The organism is Aurantiacibacter luteus (assembly GCF_001010945.1).
Classification (GTDB): domain Bacteria; phylum Pseudomonadota; class Alphaproteobacteria; order Sphingomonadales; family Sphingomonadaceae; genus Alteraurantiacibacter; species Alteraurantiacibacter luteus.
Genome location: NZ_LBHB01000001.1, coordinates 394,561 through 415,101, shown reverse-complemented (window position 1 = coordinate 415,101; position 20,541 = coordinate 394,561). Strand labels below are relative to the sequence as shown.

Below are 20,541 nucleotides of genomic sequence, written 5' to 3'. Positions count from 1 at the left end.
CCCTGAGCGCTGTTGCTGCGGCGCAACACAATGGGCGGGTCCGCCGTGTGACCGCCCGATCCCCGCGAATCGCCGCGCCGTTCTCCTCAGGCGAGACCGATCTCACGAAGTCGCTGTTGAAGAAACGCGTGCGCGGTGATCGGCGGCTGGGTTTCCTCGCCTTCGGCCACGCACTGCTCCAGCGCCTCGATGGTGAAATCGGGGCGGAAGTGAAGGAAGAACGGCATGGAATAGCGCGCCCGCCGCGCCGCCTCTCCGCCGGGATTGACGACGCGGTGCGTGGTAGAGCGCAGGCGACCGTTGGTCAGCCGCTCCAGCATGTCGCCCACGTTCACCGCCAGCGCACCCGGCGGCGGGCTGACCGGCACCCATTCGCCCTTCTTGCTCAGCAGCTCCAGCCCGGCTTCCTCGGCCCCGAGCAGCAGGGTGATGGTGTTGATGTCGCCGTGCGCGGCAGCGCGGATGGCCTTGTCGGGCACGTGATCGCCGAGCGGCGGATAGTGCAGCAGGCGCATGACCGAGTTGCCGTCTTCAACTGTGGCGACGAAGTAGTCCTCCGGCAGCCCCAGGTGCAGCGCGATTGCGGCAAGAATGCGCTCTCCGGCCTTCTCGAAGGCGGCGTAAAGCTCGTCGAAAGTTTCGCGGAAACCCACGATCTCGTCCGGCCACACATTGGGAGCCATGACGTCGCTCAGCGGGTGGCCCTCGGGCAGGCTGCGGCCAACGTGCCAGAATTCCTTGAGGTCGTGAACCTCGGCGTCCTTGGCGATTTCCTTGCCGAACGGGGTGTAGCCGCGCGCACCGCCGCCGCCGGGAATGTGATAGGCCTGCTTGGTCTCCACCGGCAGGGCGAAGAATTCCCTCGCCTTGGCCTCGGCGCGATCGATCAGGTCCTGCGGGATGCCGTGATCGCGCACGATGGCAAAACCGAATTCTGCGAAGCTGCGGCCGAGCTCGTCGGAAAACTCCGCAAGCGGACGGGCGAGCGAGATGGAGGCGATGTCGGGCATTGGCGAAAACCTAGAGTGGGAGGAGCAGCCCGGCGAGCGCCGCGCTCATGAGGTTGGAGAGCGACCCGGCCGCCAGCGCCTTGAGTCCAAGCTTGGCGATGACCGGGCGTTGGTTGGGCGCGAGGCCGCCGGTGACGGCCATCTGGATGGCAATGGAGCTGAAATTGGCAAAGCCGCACAGGGCAAAGGTGACGATGGCCCGCGCCCGCTCGCTCAGCGCCGCGCCTTCCAGCGCGCCGAGATCGATGAAGGCGACGAACTCGTTCAGCACGATCTTGGTGCCGAACAGCCCGCCCGCGACCTGCGCCTCCGCCCAGGGAATGCCGAGCAGGAACATGATTGGCGCAAACAGGAAGCCGAGCAGCGACTGGAAGGTGAGGTCGGGCTGGCCGAACCAGCCGCCGATGCCGCCGAGGATGCCGTTGGCGAGCGCGATCAGCGCGACGAAGGTCAGCACCATGGCGCCCACGGCAACAGCCAGCTTGAGGCCGGTCTGCGCGCCCTGCGCGGCAGCCTCGATGATGTTGGCGGCGCGGCCGCTCTCGTCGAAGTGCTCGGCCACGGCCACCTCGTGCGGCTTGTCGCCCGCTTCCACGATGGCGGCGGGCCCCTCGGCACTGATGCGGGCCTTCGGCAGCGCGATCTCGCCCTCCGCCTCGGGCGAAGGCTCGTCGGTGTCGGGCATGATGATCTTCGCCATCAGGATACCGCCGGGCGCGGACATGAAGGCGGCGGCGAGCAGCACCGGCAGGTAGCTCGGCCCCAGCAGCCCGGCATAGGCCGCCAGGATCGTGCCGGCGACGCCCGCCATGCCCACCGTCATCAGTGTGAACAGCCGGCTGGGCGAGAGCGCGGCGAGGTAGGGACGCACCACCAGCGGGCTTTCCGACTGGCCGACGAAGATATTGGCCGCCGCGCCCAGGCTCTCCACCTTGGATATGCCGGTGATCCAGCCGATGGCCCCGCCCACCCAGCGCACCACCTTCTGCATGATGCCGAGGTGGTAAAGGATCGAAACCAGCGAGGCGAAGAACACGATGACCGGAAGCGCGCCCAGCGCAAAGGTGCCCGACAGCGGGTTGTTCTCACTCGCGCCGAAGAGGAATTCGGTGCCCGCCGTGGCATAGCTGAGCAGGTTCTCGACCCCCGTCGCCATGCCCTGAATACCCGCAGCGCCCCAGGGCGTGCGCAGCACCAGCAAAGCGATACCCGCCTGCAGCAGGAAGGCCGCGGCCACCACGCGCAGGTTGATCGATCGCTTCGCGCTGGAAAGCAGGAAGGCGATCAGCAGGATCACGGCGATCCCGGCAAGGGAGATGAGTTGCGGCGGCAAGGGCGATTCCCCGTCAGGATGGTTTCAGATGCGCCTTTCGCGCAAAGCGCGCGCCGGTTCAAACACAATCCCGTGCGTTTCCCCCGGCTCGCTCTTGCCAAGCCGGCGGCGGCGGCCATAGCCAGAAGTGATGACCGACTCCGCCACCTCGCCCTTCACCCCGCCCTCGACCGATACCGGGATGCCGCGCTCGCTGTTCGTGCTCACCATGCTCTATGGCGGGATGACCGTGATTGCCGGCGTGCTCGCCTTCAAGCAGTTCGCCCTCGGCCCCATCGTGGTGGAGAGCGGGATTCTGGCCTTCCTGCTGCTGGTTGTGATTTCCAGCACGCTGGCACAGCTCTTCGGCAAGTCCGTGGCCAACCGCGTAGTGCTGTGGGGTTTCATGCCGCTGGCGATTTCGATCGTCCTGCTAAGTATCGTACTCTCCCTCCCCGCCTCGCCCGACATGCCGGCGGAAAATCTCGCCGCCTTCAATCTCGTTCACGGACAGACACCGCGAATCATGGCGGCAGGGCCGGTGGCCTACGGCGTCTCGCTGCTGCTCAACGTGTGGATCTTCGACCGGCTGCGCGGCAAGGGAACGACCGGCGGCGGGTTCTGGCTCATGGCGCGCGGGGCCATCGCTTCTGCGATCAGCCAGGCCGTCGACACGCTGATCTTCATCACGCTGGCCTTCTACGGCGAGTTTCCCATCGGCCCGTTGCTGGTCGGGCAAGCCGTGGCAAAGATCGTGCTGAGCCTGGTGCTGGTGCCGTTCCTGATCGCGGGTGCGGTCGCGCTGGCGAAGCGGCTCGACGCATGAGCGATCCGCTGGTCGAGGCAGCATTGGCCGCACGCGACCGGGCCCACGCGCCCTACTCCCGCTTTCACGTCGGCTGCGCAGTCGAGAGCGTCGACGGCGAGGTGGCCGTCGGCGCCAACATGGAAAACGCCTGCTACCGCCTCGGTGTCTGCGCCGAACAGAGCGCGCTAGCGGCCGCGCAGCAGGCCTTCGGGCTGGAAAACGTGGCGCGCATCGCTGTCGTCGGCGGCTTCGCCGATGCGGGAGAGGAGCCGGGCGATGCGGTGATGCCGTGCGGCGGATGCCGGCAGGCGATTGCAGAGGCGGCGCAGCTATCGGGTCGCAACATCGCCGTGATCTGTCACGACCACCGCGGACGCAACCCGGCCGAGACGGACATCGCGACCCTGCTTCCCGCCGCTTTCAGCCTCTAGACAAAACCGCTTTCCTACACGAACCGCTGCGGTTCACGCGATCCCGTCAATCCAACCGGAACGGGAGTTCTTATCGCATGGCCATCCTCGAATCGCTCATCGGCCCCATCGCTTCCATCATCGACAAGGTCATACCCGACCGCGACGCACGCGACCGCGCCAAGCTGGAGCTCCTGGCATTGCAGGGCACGCAGGAAATGCAGCGCATCGAGACGCAGCTTTCCGCCATCATCGCCGAGGCGAACAGCCAGGACCCGTGGACTAGCCGCGCGCGCCCGAGCTTCCTCTACGTGATGTATGCGATCATCCTGTTTTGTATCCCGATGGGCGTGCTCTCCGCCTTCAGCAACGAGGCGGCGAGCCAGATCGGCGGCGGCATCACCAGCTACCTGCGCGGCCTGCCGGGCGAGCTCTACGCTCTCTTCGGCACGGGCTACCTCGGCTACACCGCGGCGCGCCAATGGGGGAAGATCAAGGGCGTCGAGCAGTAAGCGCCGCTTCGAGCGCGGCGCCGTCGAAGCTGCCGTCGGTGCCGCGCTCGATCCACCCCGGCATCGCGGGCCAGCGGCTCGCCTCCGCCAGCACCACCCCGTCGCCGAGCAGACCCGCGACGTAGCTGAAACAGCTTTTCGCGCTCACCAGCACATCGGCATCGGCAAGGCCGCGCATGGTTTGGATGGGATCGCCATCCAGCACCATGCGCGGCCGCAGCCCTTCCAGTGCGGCGAACTGGCCGCGCTCGCCTTCCGAATAGAGCGTTATCCGGTGCGCCAGCCCCATGGCATCGAGAACGCCCGCCACGCCGGCCAGCGTGGCGGCCACCTGTTCGTCGCTCGTCCACATATCGGACCGCTCCGGCCCGACATCGCCGCGCCGCAGGTGGACGGCGACCTTCACCAAGTCGCTGCCGGCGCGCGGGTTCGCCGCCCGAAACCGGCGGCGCGCTTCGGGCAGAGCGGCGGACAGCACCTCGACGAATTCGAACGCGTAGAAGCGCCGCAACGCGTCGTGCTCCAGGCTGTCGATTTCCAGATAATAGGCCGGGCGCGGCCGCTCCAGCGGCGGGTCGAGAAAGCGCGTGCAGTCGCCGCCTTCGGGCAGCTTGACGTGGCTCAGCAGGAAGAGGTCCGCAGCATCGTCGCCCGCCGCCGCCTCCCCCGCACCGAGATTGAAAAAGGCCTCCCACGCCGTATCGAACTCCGCCTGAGGGCGGTCGGCATGGGTCAGGCGGGTGAGGGGAGTGTGCGCGTAGGCGACACCGAAGATGCGGCAAAAGCCCATGGTCCATAGCAACATCAGCGCCCGCGAGCCCGCGCCTTCGCCATCCAGGTAGTCGGTGACGGTCAGGGTGCGGAACGGCTCGTTCCGGCCGAGCTGCGCCGCGTGACGCGCGAACAGCAGGTCCTCGCGCGGGCTGCCGCCGTGGGCCCTGTAACGCTCGACGAAGCGGCGATAGGCGGCGCGGTCCTCGTCTCTCATCGCGCCCGTTCCTACGGCCACGCGCGCCCGCTTGGCAATGCGCGGCCGCATCCTTATGCGAGCTATCATGACCGACACAGTCTTCGTCCTCAACGGCCCCAATCTCAATCTGCTCGGCCTGCGCGAGCCGGAGATCTACGGCGCAGACACGCTCGACGACATTGCCGGAATGCTCGAGGACCGGGGCCAGGAACTGGGGCTGGACGTGGACATGCGCCAGTCCAACCACGAGGGGCACCTCGTCGACTGGCTCCACGAGGCGAACGCCGACGGCGCCCGCGCCGTGCTGCTCAACGCCGGGGCCTACACCCACACCTCCATCGCCCTTCTCGATGCCATCAAGGCCATCAAGGTGCCGGTGATCGAGGTGCACCTCTCCGACCCTGAAACCCGCGAGCCTTTCCGCCACGTCTCCTATGTCGGCATGGCGGCGGTAGACTGCGTGAAGGGCCTCGGCGCGCGCAGCTACATCGTGGCGCTGGAAAAGGTGGCCGCACTCTAGTTCGGCACGCTTGCCTTGGCGCGTGCATGGTTCTAGCCCGCTGCCATCATTCAGTAACAATGGGACCGCAATGCCCGAACAGAAGGCAACCGCCGCCAGCCGCACCCGCGCCGGTGGCATGACCGTGGATACCGGCCTCGTGCGCGAGCTGGCAGAGATGCTGGCCGACACCGGCCTCACCGAGATCGAAGTGGAGGACGGCGACCGCCGCATCCGCGTCTCGCGCGGGGGGCTGGCCGCGCCCGCCCAGGCCGTGACGCACGCCGCCGCGCCTGCTGCCACGCTGGCGCCCGAACCCGCCGCTGCTGCCGCTGCCACCGCCGAGAGCGCGCCTGCCGCCGCTGATACTGCCAACGCGGTCAAGTCGCCGATGGTCGGCACCTGCTATCTCGCTCCCGATCCGGGCGCCTCCAACTTCGTTGCCGTGGGCGACACCGTGAAGAAGGGCGATACCCTGCTTATCGTCGAGGCGATGAAGGTGATGAACCCCATCACTTCGCCGCGTGACGGCACGGTGCAGGCGCTGCTCGTCGACAACGGCACCCCGGTGGAATTCGACCAGCCGCTCATCGTCGTATCGTAATGGGTATTTCGCGCATCCTGATCGCCAATCGCGGCGAGATCGCGCTGCGTATCCACCGCGCCGCGCACGAGATGGGGATCGAGACGGTGGCGGTGCACTCCACCGCAGATGCCGATGCCATGCACGTGCGGCTCGCCGACCATGCCGTGTGCATCGGCCCGCCCGCGGCCAAGGACAGCTACCTCAACGTCGCCGCGATCATCTCGGCGGCCGAGATCACCCAAGCCGATGCCATCCACCCAGGATACGGCTTCCTGAGCGAAAACGCCCAGTTCGCCGACATCGTGGAAGCGCACGGGATCACCTGGATCGGGCCCAAGCCCGAACACATTCGCACCATGGGCGACAAGGTGCAGGCAAAGATCACCGCCGGCGCGCTCGGCCTGCCGCTGGTGCCCGGTAGCCCCGGCGCGGTCGCCGACTTCGACGAGATGCGCGCCATCGCCAAGGAGATCGGCTATCCCGTGCTGGCCAAGGCCGCGGCAGGCGGCGGCGGGCGCGGCATGAAGGTGGTGCCCGACGAGGAGAGCCTCGAAAGCCTCGTCAAGCAGGCCATGAGCGAGGCCAAGGCCGCCTTCGGCGACGACACCATGTACCTCGAGAAGTACCTCGGCAATCCGCGGCACATCGAGTTCCAGGTTTTCGGCGACGGCAACGGTAACGCCATTCACCTCGGCGAGCGCGACTGCTCGCTCCAGCGTCGTCACCAGAAGGTGTTCGAGGAAGCCCCCTCTCCCGTCATCACGCCCGAGGAGCGGGACCGGATGGGCGGCATCGTGGCCAAGGCCATGGCCGACATGGGCTACCGCGGCGCGGGCACGATCGAGTTCCTGTGGGAGAACGGCGAGTTCTACTTCATCGAGATGAACACCCGCCTGCAGGTGGAGCATCCCGTGACCGAGGCGATCACCGGCCTCGACCTGGTGCGCGAGCAGATCCGCATTGCCGATGGCAAGCCGCTCTCCGTCGCGCAGGAGGACATCGAGTTCAAGGGCCACGCGATCGAGTGCCGCATCAACGCCGAAGACCCGTTCACTTTCGCGCCCAGCCCCGGCAAGATCACCACCTATCACGCGGCGGGCGGCATGCACGTGCGCGTCGATAGCGGGCTCTACGCCGGCTATTCGATCCCGCCCTACTACGATTCCATGATCGCAAAGCTGATCGTCTACGGCCGCACGCGCGAAGGGTGCCTGATGCGCCTTCGCCGCGCGCTGGAGGAGATGGTCGTGGGCGGGGTCAAGACGAACATCCCGCTGCACTGCGAGCTGATCAAGCAGCCCGACGTCATCAGCGGCGACTACACCATCAAGTGGCTCGAGGAGTGGCTCGCCAAGCGCGAGGTCGAGGGCTGATTTTCAATCGAGGGAGACACCGGATGCGCCTGCTTGTTCCAACTCTAGCGGCGCTTCTGGCGTCGACCTCGGCCTTCGCGCAGGACGCTGCCGACGCGAGCGTCGATGTCGTGGTGAAACCCGCGGCAATCACCGCCGACGGGATCCCGCCCGTCCCCGCCGAACTGGCAGAGGCCACGCGCCCCTATTTCGAGTACCGCACCGCCGGGTTTTCCGGCTGGAACGCGCAGGATCGCTCGATGATAATCGGCACGCGGTTCGGCGACACCAACCAGATCCACCGCGTGGCCGCGCCCGGCGGCGCTCGCACCCAACTCACCTTCGAGGAAGAGCCCATCGGCGGCGCCAGCTATTCCCCCGATGGCAGCCTGCTGCTGATCGAAAAGGACATCGGCGGCAACGAGTTCGACCAGCTCTACCGCTACGACAACGGCCGCCTCGTGCTGCTGACCGACGGCACCAGCCGCAACGGCCTCGGCGCGTGGATGGAGGACGGATCGATGGTCGCCTTCAGCTCTACAAAGCGCAACGGGCGCGACACCGATCTCTACCTGATGGACCCGCGCGACCCGGCGACCACGCGCCTGCTTGCCGAGCGCGAGGGCGGCGGCTGGTTCGTGGCGGACTTCACGCCCGATGGACGCCAGGCGCTGGTGGGCAACTACATCTCGGTCCAGCAGATGGACCTCTACCTCATTGACCTCGCCACCGGGGCCGAGCGGCGCGTGACCGACCCGGCCAGCCCGGCCTCGTTCTCCGGCATCCAGTTCGACCCCGCCGGCCGCCTGTGGGTGACGACCGACGCGGGCAGCGATTTCAAGCAACTGGGCACGCTGAACCTTGCCACCGGTGCATTCACCCCGGTCGTCGAGGAAGCCTGGGATATCGCCGGGTTCGACATTTCGGAGGACGGCAGCTTCATCGCCTACGGCGTGAACGCCGCGGGATTGTCGCAGTTGAAGGTGCTCGACGTGGCGAGCGGCACCAGCCGCGCGGTCGACCTGCCTCCCGGCGTGCTCGGCAATTTCGAGATCGCGCCGTGGGGGGAGATCGGGCTGACCTTCAGCTCGAACCAGGCCGCCTCCGATGCCTACAGCGTCAACCCGCAGACGCTCGCGCTCACCCGCTGGACGCAGAGCGAGACCGGCGGGCTCGACCCTGCGCGCAACGCCCTCCCCGAACTGGTGGAGATCGCAAGCTTCGATGGCGAGCGGATGTCCGGCCTGCTCTACCGCCCCGACCCGGCCCGCTTCCCCGGCCCGCGCCCGCTGGTGATGAGCATTCACGGCGGGCCGGAAGGCCAGTCCACCGCCGGCTTCCTCGGTCGCAACAACTACATGATCAACGAGCTGGGCGTGGCGCTCTTCCTGCCCAACGTGCGCGGCTCCACGGGTTTCGGCAAACGCTTCGTCAGCCTCGACAACGGGCCCTTCCAGCGCGAGAATTCGGTACAGGACATCGGCGCCTTTCTCGACGCGTTGGAGGCGGACCCCGGCATCGATGCGGACCGCATGATGGTGAGCGGCGGCAGCTACGGCGGCTACATGTGCTACGCCAGCGCCATCCGTTACGGCGACCGCTTCGACGCGGCGAGCTGCGTGGTGGCGATCAGCAACTTCGTCACTTTCCTCGAGAACACCGAAAGCTACCGCCGCGACCTGCGCCGCGTCGAATACGGCGACGAGCGCGATCCCGCGCAGCGCGCGCAGCTCATGGCGATCAGCCCGCTGACCCGCATCGAAGAGCTCGACATCCCGCTGATGGTGGCGACCGGCGCCAACGATCCGCGCGTACCCGCGTCGGAGGCCGACCAGGTCATCACGGCGGTACGCGCCAACGGCCGCGAGGCCTGGCACTTCCTCGCCGCGAACGAAGGCCACGGCTTCGCCCGCAAGGAGAACGCCGACTACTACACCTGGGCGAACCTGATGTTCATCCAGCGCCACCTGCTGGGCGCGGACTAGGGTTCAGTCGAAGCTGTATCCGGCGGCCTCGGCCTCCGCGATCACCTCGGCCCCGGTCTGGCAAGGGTGATTGCCGGATAGATCGCACCACCGCGGTTTCTCGTCGACGAAAATTTCTTTTTCGATCGGCAGATCATGCGCGTCGTCGAACAGGCCGGCTAGAAAGCTGCGCGTGCCGGCGGGAAGGAAGCTGTACCCGATGTGGCTACCGCAAACCGTGCAGAAGTCCCGCGTCGCCCAGTCGCTGGAGCGGTAGACGCCGAGCTTGTCCTCGCCGTCAATCCGGTAGTCCTTTCCCGACAAAGCGGAATAAAAGGCCCCGCCCCAGCGGCGGCACATGTCGCAATGGCAAAGCTCGACCGCTTGTTTCGGCTCCAGGAGAATGACGCGGATCGCGCCGCACAGGCAATGACCCTCGATGACAGGCGCGGCCACCGCCCTACTCCAGCGGCACGCCCGGTTCGTGCTTGGCGGTGCGGATCGTCAGGCTGGTCTTGACACTGGCGACGTTGGGCGCGGGCGTCAGTTTGCTGGTGAGGAATTCCTGGAAGCTCTGCAGGTCCTTGCTGACGATCTTCAGGATGAAATCGATCTCGCCGTTCAGCATGTGACACTCGCGCACTTCTGGCAGCGTCTTGATGTGGTTCTCGAAGGCCCTGAGATCCTCCTCGGCCTGGCTGCGCAGGCTGACCATGGCGAAGACGGTGATGGCGAAGCCCAGTTTCGAGGCGTCGAGATCGGCGTGGTAACCGCGGATCACGCCCTCTTCCTCCAGCGCGCGAACCCGGCGCAGGCACGGCGGGGCGGTCAGGCCCACACGGCGGGCGAGGTCGACATTCGTCACCCGCCCCTCCGATTGCAGCTCCGACAGGAGTTTCCGGTCGATGGAATCGAGCGTTGCCATGGATGCCTGCCCCACAATAACCCGCCGCAATCCCTTTAGCGGCGGGAGAAACTTTCGGTACGCCCTAGCGTGAAACGCGGACCGATTATTCCCTATGCACGCAACTGTCCCCTTTTGCAACGCAGCCCGCAGGGCGAATGCCGGATGGGCACGGCGCGCCTATGGCATGGTTTCCAAACCCTTACCCATGCCCCGCCGCCCTTGCGCGAGCGCAAAACGGAGCCGCCATGCAGTTCGACGACCGCCTTGCCACCGTGCTGCGCATGCGCGCCGGGAGCGATGCGGTCCTGCGCACGCAGTTCCGACAATTGCTCGACCTGCTCGGCAGCCGCGCGCCGGCCGCCTCGAACGGCCTGCGCGCCGAAGGCTATGCCCGGCTGGGCGAACTGATGGCGCAGCTTCCGCAGGAAGACCAGTCGCGCATCCTGCGCCAGCCCGGCCTGCGCCTGCGCAATCGCGAGATCGTGGCCTTCCTCGCCGCCGGGGAGGCCAAGCCCGCGGCTGCGGCCATGGCCACGGCCCGGCTGGACGAAGATGACTGGCTTGCCCTCATCCCGGACCTGCCGATCGCCGCGCGCGGCTTCCTGCGACACCGCCGCGACCTGCCCGCGCGCGTGAAGCGCCAGCTGGCGGAGCTCGGCGTCGTCGACATGGTCCTGCCCGACCCCGGCCTCGCGCCCACTCGACCCGAAGCAGACCTGCCCGGCGAGCCACGACAGGGCGGCTCGTCCGAGGGAATCGGCGCGCTTTTGCGGCGCATTGAGGCCTTTCGCGAAACGCGCAAGTCGCTGACCGCTGCCGAGACGGAAACTCGTCAGCCCGCACCACTCGCCAAGTTCGATTTCGCAACAGACGCGCGCGGTAGCGTTGTGTGGGCGAGCGACGCGGTGGCGCCGCTGGCCGTCGGCCTGCGCCTTGCCGCCCCGCGCGCAGGCGAGCTCGTCACACGCGGCCCGAGGGCCAGCGCGCGCCTTGCCGCGCGCCAGCCGCTCGCCGGCGAACCCGTGACCATCGATGCCGCGCCGATGCTCAGCGGCGACTGGCTGTGCGATGCGGTACCGCTGTTCGACGCGATCACGGGCGGTTTCACCGGCTACCGGGGTCGCCTCTCCCGTCCCGCCCCGCCCGTAGCGCCCGCTGCCAACGATGCGGGCGAGGCCGACGCGATGCGGCAGGTGCTCCACGAACTGCGCACGCCCGTCGGCGCGATCCAGGGCTTTGCCGAGATCATCCAGCAGCAGCTGTTCGGCCCGGCCCCGCACGAATACCGCGCCCATGCCGCGGCGATCGCAGTGGACGCCGCCAAGCTGCTCGCGGGTTTCGACGAGGTCGATCGCATGGCGAAACTGGAAAGCGGGGCGGCAGGACTCGCTGCCGGCAACAGCGACCTGCACGAGGCGACGCAGGATACGATCCGCCGCCTGCAAGGCGTCCTGCGCCCGCGCGGTGCCACGCTCGAACTCGCCGCAAAGGAAGGGCCGTTCCTCGTCGCGCTGGAACGGGCGGAGACTCTTGCGCTCGTCTGGCGCTTGCTGGCGAGCGTGGCGGGCGCGATGGCTCCGGGTGAGACGATCACGGTGCGACTCGACCGGAAGGCCGAGCGCATCAGGATGCGGATGCCGATCCCCGACGTGCTGGCCGATCTCGAAGGCCAAGACCGCGACCCACCGCGCCGCAGCGCGGTAAGTGCCGGAATGTTCGGACCGAAATTCACCTTCCGGCTGGCGCAGGCCGAGGCGCGCGCGGCTGGCGGCGAATTACGCTTTCGAAAGGATCGCGTGACTATGTATGTTCCCGCCTTGACCGAGGCTGACGAGAGCCATAGCGCGCAGGAGGGACAAGCGAAGGGCTGAGCGGCGCAACCCGGCGCGGCCCATCCCTTCGTGCCGCAACAGGAGATGCCACTTGGCTTCGCGGAGCATTCCCGAACCGCCACCCCGGCACGCCATCGCCCGTTTTCGCGACCGCATTCCGCGCTACATGCTGACCGTCGATACCGAAGAGGAATTCGACTGGGACAAGCCACTCACGCGCGAAACCCACGGTATCGAACACGTTGGCCGGCTCTCCAAGTTCCAGGAATTCTGCGAGCACGAGGGGGTGGTGCCGGTCTATCTCGTCGACTGGCCGATCGCCAATTCGCGGCTGGCGGCGGAAATCCTGCGCGAACCGCTGGCGCGCGGGCGGGCGGAGATCGGCGTGCAGTTGCATCCGTGGGTCAATCCGCCGTTCGAGGAAGAGGTGTGCCAGGCCAACTCGTTTGCCGGCAATCTTCACCCCGGCCTCGAGGAAGCCAAGCTAGGACGCCTGCGCGATGCCATCGAGGACAGGTTCGGAATGGCGCCCCTGATCTACCGCGCGGGCCGCTACGGTGCCGGACCCAACACCGCCGCCATCCTCGGCCGGCAGGGCATCGCCGTCGACACCTCTGTGCGGCCCAAGTTCGATTATTCCAGTGCGGGCGGACCGGACTATCGCCGCCATCCCACCGCTCCCTACTGGCTGGACGACGGGCGAACGCTGCTCGAATTGCCGCTGACGACCTGTTTCTGGGGGCTACTGCGGCGACAGGGCGACTGGATCTACCCCGCGCTCTGGTGCGCGCCGTCGCTGCGCGGGCTGCTTTCCCGCGTCGGCCTGCTCGAACGCGTGCCGCTGACCCCCGAGGGCGTGAGCGTGGAAGAAGCCATTCGCGGCATCGACATGGCCCTCGACGAGGGTTTGCCGCTGCTGATGTTCAGCTTCCACAGCCCCTCGCTGCGCCCCGGCGACACGCCCTACGTGCGGACCGAGGAAGATCTCGACACGCTCTACGACTGGTGGCGGCGGGTCTTCACCTACCTCGACCAGCGCGGCGTGAAGCGATCGAGCGTGAAGGACGTGATGCTCTCGATAGAGCGCTGAAGCGTCGCCTGGCGCGACGGCACGGATCGGTTGGTCGGGGAGACAGGATTCGAACCTGCGACCCTCTGCTCCCAAAGCAGATGCGCTACCAGGCTGCGCTACTCCCCGACACCGGGCGGATCCGTCGGCTCCGCCCCTAAGGACTGCGCCATTGCGGTGCAAGCTGCATTCGAGCGCGGACAGGCGAAGACCTGTGCATGACTGCGTAGGTCGGCCACCGGCAATGCCTCCGAGGCGGAGGCAGAGCGGCGCAATTCGTGCGTCATCGGCGCCTAGGCCGGCGTCATGGTCACAGCCTTCCTCAGCCTCGCCGTGGCGCTTTCGGTGCCCTGCTCCGTCACCGATGGCGACACCCTGCGCTGCGGTGACGAGCGCATCCGCATCACCGGCATCGACGCGCCCGAAACCCGCGCTTGCCGGCAGGGACGGCAATGCGTGCCGGGTGACGGGGCCGCATCGACACGGGCGATGCAGGCCATGATCGAAGGCGCGGACCTCACCATCGTGCGGCTGGGTCGCGACCGGTATGGGCGCACGCTGGCGGTGGTCTATGCGGGCGGCGTCAATGTCGCCTGTGCGCAGCTTGCCGCACGGCAGGCCTATTACGTTGCGCGCTGGGACGACGAGCGGCTGGTGGCGGCGGACTGCCCCGCCCTGATCGACCGCGTCGCCTGAGAAAAGGCGCTGGTGGGCCCGGCAGGATTCGAACCCGCGACCTAGCCGTTATGAGCGGCCAGCTCTAACCGCTGAGCTACAGGCCCCCAGCCCGAGCGGCCCTATCGCCGCGCGGGCCTTGCTTCAAGCGCGTTACTCGGCAGGGGTCGCCGTGCCGAGGATCGACCCAGCCTCGTTGGCGAGCACCTGCACCACCGCCGTCCATACCGCGACGTTCTGGGCCATGTCGGCCGGGTCCACCTTGTCGAGCGTGTCGTTGGCGGTGTGGTGCAGGTCGAAATAGCGCAGGCCGTCCTGCTGCAGGTCGACCAGCGCCCCGCCCTGGTCCCGCACGATGTTCAAGTCGGCCCCGCCGCCCGCTACCTGATTGGCCGCGGGCAGCACGCCATAGCGGGCGACAGCACGCGAGAGCCGGGCGAAGAGGTCGGGATTGGTCTGGGCGAAATTGGTATCCATGCGCCAGATGCGGCCCGCGCCGAAATCGCTCTCGATGCCGACGGCGATAGGCTCGTCGATGTGCGCGGCGGAGTAGGCAGCAGAGCCCCACAGTCCGTTCTCCTCGGCCCCGGCGAACAGCACGCGGATGGTGCGCAGCGGGCGGCCCTGTTCGGCCACACGCAGCGCCGTGGTCGCCGCGATGGCGCAGCCCGAGGCATCGTCGATGGCGCCGGTGCCTTGGTCCCAGCTATCGAGGTGACAGGCGAGCAGCACCGGCGGCAGCGAGGGATCGCGGCCGGTGATCTCGGCCGTGACGTTGCCGCTCATGACCTCGCCCAGCATGCGCGGGGTGAGCAATATTTCCATGCGCACCGGCGCATCGTTGCGGGCGATCAGGCGTTCCAGCTGGTCGGCATCCGGGCTGCTGAGCGCGGCGGCGGGGATCGGAGTTACGCCCTCGGGCCAGGTGGTGGAACCGGTGTGCGGCATACGATCGTTGTCGGTGCCGATGGAGCGGATGACGTAGCCGATTGCGCCCTTCTGCGCCGCCACGCCCGGTCCCTGCCTGCGCGGCGAGCCGAAGTAGCCGTAGTGCGAGCCGTCCTGCGTCGCGGTCATGGCATTGCCGACATAGGCGATCTTGCCTGTCAGGCTGCCCGCAGGCGCGGCGCGCAGGTCCTCGATCGAGGCGAAAGCGACAACCTCGGCGGTGATGCCCTCGGGCGGGGTGGCTCCACTGTAGCCGAGCGCCGTGAGCACCACGGGCTGCGCGTTGTCGCCCACGATCCGTGCGCGCTCCTCGCCGCGCTGCCAGCCGGGCATGGGGAAAGGCTCGTCGCGAACGTTCACGAAGCCACGAGCGCGCAGCCACTCGATGGCCCAGGCCCTTGCCCGCGCCTCGTCAGGCGTGCCCGCGAGACGCGGCCCGATCTCGGTGGTCAGGCCTTCGAGAAAGTCCCACGCGATCTCGTCATGCGCACCCGGCGGCAGGCCGAAGCGGGCGTCGTAGCGCTGGGCATCGGCGGTGGCAGGAAGGGCGAGCGAGAGCGCGGCTAGCGCGAGCAGTGACTTGTGCATGGGAGCGATGGCTAGGCCAAGCCCGCGCCGCTGCCAAGGCCCGATCCGTTACGGATTGCGGGTGATGCCGCTCAGCAATTCCTCCTCCAGCCGCTCGCCGTGGAGCACCGAGACGTCGCCGGTCGTCTCCAGCACCACGGCACGCACTTCGCCCAGCGCCAGCACGTTGGCCTCGCGCAGCTTGGCGTAAAGATCGCTCTCGGCGACGCGGGTGGCCTCCAGCGCCGCATGATCGATTACCCCGTCGCGCATCAGCAGGACGGGCTCGTTCTGCAGCAGGCTCTCGACCGCGTCCGAATTCTTGCGCAGCCGCGCCGCCAGCCACTGGATGGCGAAGAGGCCGGTGATCCCGGCCATCGGCTGGGCAAAGGCGCGCCAAGTTTCCACCTGCGAGGCGCCCGCCAGCAGCGATCCCAGCGCCACGGTCATGATGAAGTCGAAGCTCGTCATCTTCGACAGCGAGCGCAGGCCGACCACGCGAATGTGCAGCACGACCCAGAGCAGCGCGACCACGGCCAAGAGGAAGCCGCGCAGCATCGTATCGGGCCAGGGGGTATCGAGGAACATGCGGGTCGAACGGGCGGCACAAGGGCAACGTTCCGAAAGTGTTCGCCCGCGCTTGCCCGCGCAGCCTCCAGCGCCTATCTGGCGCGCACATTTTCCAACGCATTACCTGATCACGCGAGGACCCCCGATGGCCGCCCAATACGCCTACGTCATGAAGGACATGACCAAGACCTTCCCCGGCGCGAACAAGCCGGTGCTCTCGAACATCAACCTGCAGTTCTACCGCGGCGCGAAGATCGGCATCGTCGGCCCCAACGGCGCGGGCAAGTCCACGCTGATCAAGATCATGGCCGGCATCGACAAGGATTTCGCGGGCGAGGCCTGGCCGGGCGAGAACATCACTGTCGGCTACCTGGAGCAGGAGCCCGAGCTCGATCCCACCAAGACCGTGCTGGAGAACGTCAAGGACGGCGCGCGCGAGACCGCCGACATGGTCGAGCGCTTCAACGCCATCGGCATGGAGATGGGCGAGCCCGATGCGGACTTCGACGCGCTCAGTACCGAGATGGCCGAACTGCAGGACAAGATCGACGCGGTCGACGGCTGGACGCTCGACAACCAGCTGGAAGTGGCGATGGAGGCCCTGCGCTGCCCGCCGGGCGACACGGGCGTGGAAAGCCTGTCGGGCGGCGAGAAGCGCCGCGTGGCGCTCACCCGCCTGCTGATCCAGAAGCCCGACATCCTGCTGCTGGACGAGCCCACCAACCACCTCGATGCCGAGAGCGTGCAGTGGTTGGAGAACCACCTGAAGGACTACGCCGGCTCCGTCCTGATGATCACCCACGACCGCTACTTCCTCGATAACGTGGTGGGCTGGATCCTCGAACTCGACCGCGGCAGCTACTACCCGTACGAGGGCAACTACTCGACCTACCTCGAGAAGAAGGCCAAGCGCCTCGAGCAGGAAAGCCGCGAGGAATCGGGCAAGCAGAAGGCCCTCTCGCGCGAGCTCGAGTGGATCCGGCAGACGCCTGCCGCGCGCCAGACCAAGTCCAAGGCGCGCATCCGCAAGTTCGAGGAGCTGCAGAACAGCCAGAACGACCGCCGGATCGGCAAGGCGCAGATCGTCATCCAGGTGCCCGAGCGCCTCGGCGGCAAGGTGATCGAGGCCAAGGGCATCACCAAGTCCTATGGCGACAAGCTGTTGTTCGAGAACCTGTCCTTCATGCTGCCGCCGGGCGGCATCGTGGGCGTCATCGGCCCCAACGGCGCGGGCAAGTCCACGCTGTTCAAGATCCTGACCGGCAAGGAAGAGCCCGACGAGGGCAAGGTTGAGATCGGCGAGACCGTGCGCCTCGGCTACGTCGACCAGAGCCGCGACCACCTCGACCCCAAGAACAACGTCTGGGAGGAGATCTCCGACGGGCTCGACTACATGAAGGTCAACGGCCACGACACCAGCACCAGGGCCTATGTCGGCGCGTTCAACTTCAAGGGGCCGGACCAGCAGAAGAACGTCGGCAAGCTGTCGGGCGGCGAGCGTAACCGCGTGCACATCGCCAAGATGCTCAAGACCGGCGGCAACGTGCTGCTTCTGGACGAGCCGACCAACGACCTCGACGTGGAAACGCTGGGCGCGCTGGAGGAGGCCATCGAGAACTTCGCCGGCTGCGCCGTGGTCATCAGCCACGACCGCTTCTTCCTCGACCGCCTGGCCACCCACATCCTCGCCTTCGAGGGCGACAGCCACGTGGAGTGGTTCGAGGGCAACTTCGAAGCCTACGAGGAAGACAAGCGCCGCCGCCTGGGCGACGCGGCGGACCGGCCGACGCGGCTCGCGTACAAGAAGCTGACTCGATAGGAACCACTTCCGCCACGAGAATGACTACGTCGAAAGATTTGCTTCACACGATTTGATTAAGCGAAATCTTGCGCCCGCGTATCAAAGGGGTAAAGTCGAAAGAAAAATTCCGCTGGGGACGAGACTTGGAGGGGTTGCGTGGGGGACGAAAATGAGAGGATGGTCGCTTCAGTATGGCACAAGCGTATTCTCTTGCTCGAAGAACGGGTGAGTGGCGCTGAAGCCGAAATCGAAAGCGCGTTGCGCCATGCCTTTCATCTTGTCCAGCTTGCGCCACCACCGTTCGATACCGCTGTCTATAATCTACCTGATGAAGCTGAATACGAAAGCCGGCTAGAAGCTGGCAGGTACGTTCAAGCAGCTGAAGCTCTATTGGATTCCATGGGCTTTCAGTCCGAAATTGATTTTCGGGAAGGTCAATTTCGTACCAAAATTTCAAGTACGATTATCGGCGCCAGCGCGTTCGCAAAAGCTATTGGAAAAGACAGTTGCCTTTTACTCGGATGGCTGCGTTTGGTGAACCAAGCCGCAGAAAGAGCGCAGGAAAAGGAATTCAAGGTTCAGCATCCAAGCCTGCGTAGATGCCAGTTCGGACAGCGTCCGCCGTTGTCCGAGCGTTGATTTTTGTGAAAGCATTAGCCCGGTGATTTTCGACAGTTCGCGGACTAAGGTTCATTTCATGTGCGATCTGTTTATTCGAAAAGCCTTTAACAATTAAAGTCAGCGTTGATCTTTCTCGATCAGAAAGGCGATTGACTAAATCTCGCGCAATACGAGCATGATGCAGAAATCCGCTCAGTGCATTTTCGGTTACATTGAATTTTCGCAGCAGTTTTTGACCGGATGTCGAAGAAGCCGGGGCTCGCAAATTTTCACCGCGCCAATGCCGTGCCATTTTAAGCGCTTCGCTAGCTTCCCGTTCAAACCCGCCGTTCATCTCCGCCTCCATTCGAAAGTTGGCGAAAGTCAATTCGTGTGTGATGCATACTTCCAAATGCGAAGCCATATGTCATGTCACGTAAATTCGTGATCTCCTGCGAATGCCGTGGAAACTCCTTCACTCTTCGGCAGACTGGTTCACCGCGCGCCAGGAGCAAGCGTTTTAGACGTGGACATTTGCCATCCGGCATATTGATAGATGCCTCCACTTCGTTCACACGAAATTATCACTTGTTAAACTTGTTTTCAGACTATCGGCGGCCCTGCATGTGTGCAGGGGATTTATTTCGCAGATCGCCTGTCATCGGGGAATGGCATGCAAGCACCGCTCTCAACGAAAACGATCGTCGACGAACTTCTTTGGTGGTCGAAACAACTTAACGGCATCGGTCCAATTGCCCTTGCCAGAATGCTGCGGGGTTTCGCAGCAAAATTGAATGCGCGTTCAATGGCCTATAATCTTGCCGGACGCCCAGATCTTACCGGCGAACCCACTGGATTCGCATTTTATGCCAGCAGGAAGTCTATCGCACGTTTCAGCGAGCGACGGGGTTTCGGCGATGCCGACGCTGCTTGGGTAAAAAGCGTAATTGCTAACGGCAACCCGGTATCGCTCAATACTCTATTACGCCAAGAGTCTTTAAGGCAGGCAAAAGGCGCTTCAAACTTTCATGAATCCGTTCTAGCCAATGGCTATAAGGATGCATTTTGCATACCAGTTTATGGCCCCCATCGTATTGATGCAGTGATATCATTTGGCTTTGACCGCAAACTTGGAAGCAATTGCCTAGAATTACTTGAATGCGTCGCTAATATTTTGCCCTCTATGCATTGCGAATTCGTACGCATCTTTTACCGTCCAGCAGGCGAGGAAAATCTTTTATCTGAAAGAGAGACCGAGGTTTTAAACTGGATTGCAAAGGGAAAGTCAGCAATGGAAGTGGCTCTGATCCTGCGGATTAGCAGCGCCTCAGTCGACACCTACACTCGTCGAATTTTTAAGAAGCTGGGGGTCAATGACCGCGTCTCAGCTGCCGTAGCAGGCATCGAAGCCGGGCTGATCGAGATCTAAACTGATCTGATTATCCAATACTTGGTGCGATTTTCACGCGTCCCAAACTTAACGTGTGAGTTTAGGAGGACCATGTCGACGGCCTGCTGCAAACTGCCGAATGCAACCTGCTGGCAATCGCGACGGCCACCTGCTTCGTCAAGCGCCGGGGCGGCCTAAGCCAGGCTTCGTCGAAACGTTAAACCGCCCCGCCCGTTACTCCGGGCATGGCGTTCACCTCCACCATCCGCAACCACGTCTGGGCAACCGTCGTCTTCGCGCTGATCTGCGTGCTCGGGTTCGCGGCGCGGCGGGCGATTGGCCGGGTCTATTCCAGCGCGCAGGCGACCGACCTGATCGAGGCGCTGGCCAATGCCGGGCTCTACCTCGGCTCGGCCATCGTCACCGCATCCATCACCACGCTGGCGCTGATGCTGACGCTGATCGGCATGATCAAGCGCATGGACGCCGAGTTCGACACCCAGACCTATCGCAACATCGACCTCATCGCCCGCCTCGCCACGGCCTCGCTGATGATCGGGCTGGTCGTGCTGCTCGCCTTTACCCTGCCCGTGGGCGAGTTCGACGAGATGCCCGACGACTGGTTCGTCCGGCTCTATGACGGGCTGTTCGCCTCCTGCGTGGTGATGGTCGGCCTTGTGGGCGCGACCGTGACGGTGCTCTATCGCACGCTGCGCCGCGTCATCGAGCTGATGACCCCGGGCGAGGATGTCTGAGCCG

General features: G+C 65.6%; 22 protein-coding genes and 2 tRNA genes. 14 read left to right on the top strand and 10 right to left on the bottom strand.

What is annotated here, in order from left to right; genetic code table 11:
- Positions 1-86: 86 nt before the first annotated feature.
- Together AAW00_RS02040 and AAW00_RS02035 are read right to left on the bottom strand one after the other, a co-directional pair.
- On the bottom strand, positions 87-1,010 hold the full coding sequence (locus AAW00_RS02040) for an isopenicillin N synthase family dioxygenase (RefSeq protein WP_047002674.1): 924 nt from the start codon (positions 1,008-1,010) through the stop codon (positions 87-89).
- A 10-nt stretch (positions 1,011-1,020) separates the two neighbouring features.
- A complete protein-coding gene (locus AAW00_RS02035; protein ID WP_047002673.1) occupies positions 1,021-2,343 on the bottom strand; it encodes a NupC/NupG family nucleoside CNT transporter in 1,323 nt (440 codons plus the stop codon).
- 130 nt (positions 2,344-2,473) lie between these two features.
- Between AAW00_RS02035 and AAW00_RS15145 the strand changes: the two genes are divergently transcribed.
- The 3 genes from AAW00_RS15145 (at position 2,474) to AAW00_RS02020 (ending at position 4,052) form a co-directional block, all read left to right on the top strand.
- Positions 2,474-3,148: a queuosine precursor transporter gene (locus AAW00_RS15145; protein ID WP_047002672.1), complete on the top strand. Its 675-nt coding sequence runs from the start codon at positions 2,474-2,476 to the stop codon at positions 3,146-3,148.
- On the top strand, positions 3,145-3,561 hold the full coding sequence (locus AAW00_RS15140) for a cytidine deaminase (RefSeq protein WP_047002671.1): 417 nt from the start codon (positions 3,145-3,147) through the stop codon (positions 3,559-3,561). Before AAW00_RS15145 ends, AAW00_RS15140 begins: the two co-directional genes overlap by 4 nt.
- A gap of 77 nt (positions 3,562-3,638) precedes the next feature.
- A complete protein-coding gene (locus AAW00_RS02020; RefSeq protein WP_047002670.1) occupies positions 3,639-4,052 on the top strand; it encodes a holin family protein in 414 nt (137 codons plus the stop codon).
- Here AAW00_RS02020 and AAW00_RS02015 read toward each other — a convergent pair.
- Positions 4,033-5,040, bottom strand: a complete 1,008-nt coding sequence (locus AAW00_RS02015; protein WP_047002669.1) for a hypothetical protein — start codon at positions 5,038-5,040, stop codon at positions 4,033-4,035. The genes AAW00_RS02020 and AAW00_RS02015 overlap by 20 nt on opposite strands.
- A 67-nt stretch (positions 5,041-5,107) precedes the next feature.
- Between AAW00_RS02015 and AAW00_RS02010 the strand changes: the two genes are divergently transcribed.
- The 4 genes from AAW00_RS02010 to AAW00_RS01995 all read left to right on the top strand — a co-directional run bounded on the left by AAW00_RS02010 (position 5,108) and on the right by AAW00_RS01995 (position 9,444).
- On the top strand, positions 5,108-5,542 hold the full coding sequence (locus AAW00_RS02010) for a type II 3-dehydroquinate dehydratase (protein ID WP_047003449.1): 435 nt from the start codon (positions 5,108-5,110) through the stop codon (positions 5,540-5,542).
- A gap of 70 nt (positions 5,543-5,612) precedes the next feature.
- Positions 5,613-6,125: an acetyl-CoA carboxylase biotin carboxyl carrier protein gene (gene accB, locus AAW00_RS02005; protein ID WP_047002668.1), complete on the top strand. Its 513-nt coding sequence runs from the start codon at positions 5,613-5,615 to the stop codon at positions 6,123-6,125.
- The gene (accC, locus tag AAW00_RS02000; protein WP_047002667.1) at positions 6,125-7,480 is read left to right on the top strand and encodes an acetyl-CoA carboxylase biotin carboxylase subunit; all 1,356 of its coding nucleotides are present in this window, start codon (positions 6,125-6,127) and stop codon (positions 7,478-7,480) included. The genes accB and accC overlap by 1 nt, the downstream gene beginning before the upstream one ends.
- A gap of 23 nt (positions 7,481-7,503) precedes the next feature.
- Positions 7,504-9,444, top strand: a complete 1,941-nt coding sequence (locus tag AAW00_RS01995; protein ID WP_047002666.1) for a S9 family peptidase — start codon at positions 7,504-7,506, stop codon at positions 9,442-9,444.
- A gap of 3 nt (positions 9,445-9,447) precedes the next feature.
- On the opposite strand, the gene AAW00_RS01990 is transcribed toward AAW00_RS01995, so the two are convergent.
- On the bottom strand, positions 9,448-9,879 hold the full coding sequence (locus AAW00_RS01990; RefSeq protein WP_241461608.1) for a GFA family protein: 432 nt from the start codon (positions 9,877-9,879) through the stop codon (positions 9,448-9,450).
- A 4-nt stretch (positions 9,880-9,883) separates the two neighbouring features.
- Positions 9,884-10,348 carry an Lrp/AsnC family transcriptional regulator gene (locus AAW00_RS01985; RefSeq protein ID WP_047002665.1) on the bottom strand — a complete coding sequence of 155 codons (465 nt, stop codon included), beginning with the start codon at positions 10,346-10,348 and terminating at the stop codon, positions 9,884-9,886.
- A gap of 227 nt (positions 10,349-10,575) precedes the next feature.
- On the opposite strand from AAW00_RS01985, the gene AAW00_RS01980 reads away from it, so the two are divergent.
- A complete protein-coding gene (locus tag AAW00_RS01980; protein ID WP_047002664.1) occupies positions 10,576-12,201 on the top strand; it encodes a histidine kinase dimerization/phospho-acceptor domain-containing protein in 1,626 nt (541 codons plus the stop codon).
- 52 nt (positions 12,202-12,253) lie between these two features.
- Positions 12,254-13,252, top strand: coding sequence for a polysaccharide deacetylase family protein (locus AAW00_RS01975; RefSeq protein ID WP_047002663.1), 999 nt, complete (start codon positions 12,254-12,256; stop codon positions 13,250-13,252).
- 31 nt (positions 13,253-13,283) lie between these two features.
- On the opposite strand, the gene AAW00_RS01970 is transcribed toward AAW00_RS01975, so the two are convergent.
- Positions 13,284-13,360 (bottom strand) — tRNA-Pro (locus tag AAW00_RS01970).
- A 177-nt stretch (positions 13,361-13,537) separates the two neighbouring features.
- On the opposite strand from AAW00_RS01970, the gene AAW00_RS01965 reads away from it, so the two are divergent.
- Entirely contained in the window at positions 13,538-13,927 is a 390-nt protein-coding gene (locus AAW00_RS01965) for a thermonuclease family protein (protein WP_047002662.1), read from the top strand.
- Between the two features lie 10 nt (positions 13,928-13,937).
- Here AAW00_RS01965 and AAW00_RS01960 read toward each other — a convergent pair.
- The 3 genes from AAW00_RS01960 to AAW00_RS01950 all read right to left on the bottom strand — a co-directional run bounded on the left by AAW00_RS01960 (position 13,938) and on the right by AAW00_RS01950 (position 16,009).
- Positions 13,938-14,013: transfer RNA gene (locus AAW00_RS01960), tRNA-Ile, on the bottom strand.
- A gap of 46 nt (positions 14,014-14,059) precedes the next feature.
- A complete protein-coding gene (locus AAW00_RS01955; protein WP_047002661.1) occupies positions 14,060-15,442 on the bottom strand; it encodes a M20/M25/M40 family metallo-hydrolase in 1,383 nt (460 codons plus the stop codon).
- Positions 15,443-15,490: 48 nt separating this feature from the next.
- Entirely contained in the window at positions 15,491-16,009 is a 519-nt protein-coding gene (locus tag AAW00_RS01950; protein ID WP_047002660.1) for a DUF421 domain-containing protein, read from the bottom strand.
- A 127-nt stretch (positions 16,010-16,136) separates the two neighbouring features.
- On the opposite strand from AAW00_RS01950, the gene ettA reads away from it, so the two are divergent.
- A complete protein-coding gene (gene ettA / locus AAW00_RS01945; protein WP_047002659.1) occupies positions 16,137-17,810 on the top strand; it encodes an energy-dependent translational throttle protein EttA in 1,674 nt (557 codons plus the stop codon).
- Positions 17,811-17,948: 138 nt separating this feature from the next.
- On the top strand, positions 17,949-18,431 hold the full coding sequence (locus AAW00_RS14820; protein ID WP_156169895.1) for a hypothetical protein: 483 nt from the start codon (positions 17,949-17,951) through the stop codon (positions 18,429-18,431).
- On the opposite strand, the gene AAW00_RS14535 is transcribed toward AAW00_RS14820, so the two are convergent.
- On the bottom strand, positions 18,364-18,816 hold the full coding sequence (locus AAW00_RS14535) for a LuxR C-terminal-related transcriptional regulator (RefSeq protein WP_082124881.1): 453 nt from the start codon (positions 18,814-18,816) through the stop codon (positions 18,364-18,366). The genes AAW00_RS14820 and AAW00_RS14535 overlap by 68 nt on opposite strands.
- A gap of 249 nt (positions 18,817-19,065) precedes the next feature.
- Here AAW00_RS14535 and AAW00_RS14530 point away from each other — a divergent pair, with 249 nt between their 5' ends.
- Entirely contained in the window at positions 19,066-19,821 is a 756-nt protein-coding gene (locus AAW00_RS14530) for a response regulator transcription factor (protein WP_082124880.1), read from the top strand.
- A 206-nt stretch (positions 19,822-20,027) separates the two neighbouring features.
- Positions 20,028-20,537 (top strand): hypothetical protein, encoded by a 510-nt coding sequence (locus AAW00_RS01935; RefSeq protein ID WP_047002658.1) that lies wholly within the window; start codon positions 20,028-20,030, stop codon positions 20,535-20,537.
- The last annotated feature ends 4 nt before the right edge of the window (positions 20,538-20,541 follow it).

Excerpts from the sequence above, each read along its gene's own strand:
- AAW00_RS02040 (WP_047002674.1), bottom strand. The coding sequence starts at position 1,010 with ATGCCCGACATCGCCTCCATCTCGCTCGCCCGTCCGCTTGCGGAGTTT.
- AAW00_RS15145 (WP_047002672.1), top strand. The coding sequence starts at position 2,474 with ATGACCGACTCCGCCACCTCGCCCTTCACCCCGCCCTCGACCGATACC.
- AAW00_RS15140 (WP_047002671.1), top strand. The coding sequence starts at position 3,145 with ATGAGCGATCCGCTGGTCGAGGCAGCATTGGCCGCACGCGACCGGGCC.
- AAW00_RS02020 (WP_047002670.1), top strand. The coding sequence starts at position 3,639 with ATGGCCATCCTCGAATCGCTCATCGGCCCCATCGCTTCCATCATCGAC.
- AAW00_RS02015 (WP_047002669.1), bottom strand. The coding sequence starts at position 5,040 with ATGAGAGACGAGGACCGCGCCGCCTATCGCCGCTTCGTCGAGCGTTAC.
- AAW00_RS02010 (WP_047003449.1), top strand. The coding sequence starts at position 5,108 with ATGACCGACACAGTCTTCGTCCTCAACGGCCCCAATCTCAATCTGCTC.
- accB (WP_047002668.1), top strand. The coding sequence starts at position 5,613 with ATGCCCGAACAGAAGGCAACCGCCGCCAGCCGCACCCGCGCCGGTGGC.
- accC (WP_047002667.1), top strand. The coding sequence starts at position 6,125 with ATGGGTATTTCGCGCATCCTGATCGCCAATCGCGGCGAGATCGCGCTG.
- AAW00_RS01995 (WP_047002666.1), top strand. The coding sequence starts at position 7,504 with ATGCGCCTGCTTGTTCCAACTCTAGCGGCGCTTCTGGCGTCGACCTCG.
- AAW00_RS01985 (WP_047002665.1), bottom strand. The coding sequence starts at position 10,348 with ATGGCAACGCTCGATTCCATCGACCGGAAACTCCTGTCGGAGCTGCAA.
- AAW00_RS01980 (WP_047002664.1), top strand. The coding sequence starts at position 10,576 with ATGCAGTTCGACGACCGCCTTGCCACCGTGCTGCGCATGCGCGCCGGG.
- AAW00_RS01965 (WP_047002662.1), top strand. The coding sequence starts at position 13,538 with ATGGTCACAGCCTTCCTCAGCCTCGCCGTGGCGCTTTCGGTGCCCTGC.
- AAW00_RS01955 (WP_047002661.1), bottom strand. The coding sequence starts at position 15,442 with ATGCACAAGTCACTGCTCGCGCTAGCCGCGCTCTCGCTCGCCCTTCCT.
- AAW00_RS01950 (WP_047002660.1), bottom strand. The coding sequence starts at position 16,009 with ATGTTCCTCGATACCCCCTGGCCCGATACGATGCTGCGCGGCTTCCTC.
- ettA (WP_047002659.1), top strand. The coding sequence starts at position 16,137 with ATGGCCGCCCAATACGCCTACGTCATGAAGGACATGACCAAGACCTTC.
- AAW00_RS14535 (WP_082124881.1), bottom strand. The coding sequence starts at position 18,816 with ATGGCTTCGCATTTGGAAGTATGCATCACACACGAATTGACTTTCGCC.
- AAW00_RS14530 (WP_082124880.1), top strand. The coding sequence starts at position 19,066 with ATGCAAGCACCGCTCTCAACGAAAACGATCGTCGACGAACTTCTTTGG.
- AAW00_RS01935 (WP_047002658.1), top strand. The coding sequence starts at position 20,028 with ATGGCGTTCACCTCCACCATCCGCAACCACGTCTGGGCAACCGTCGTC.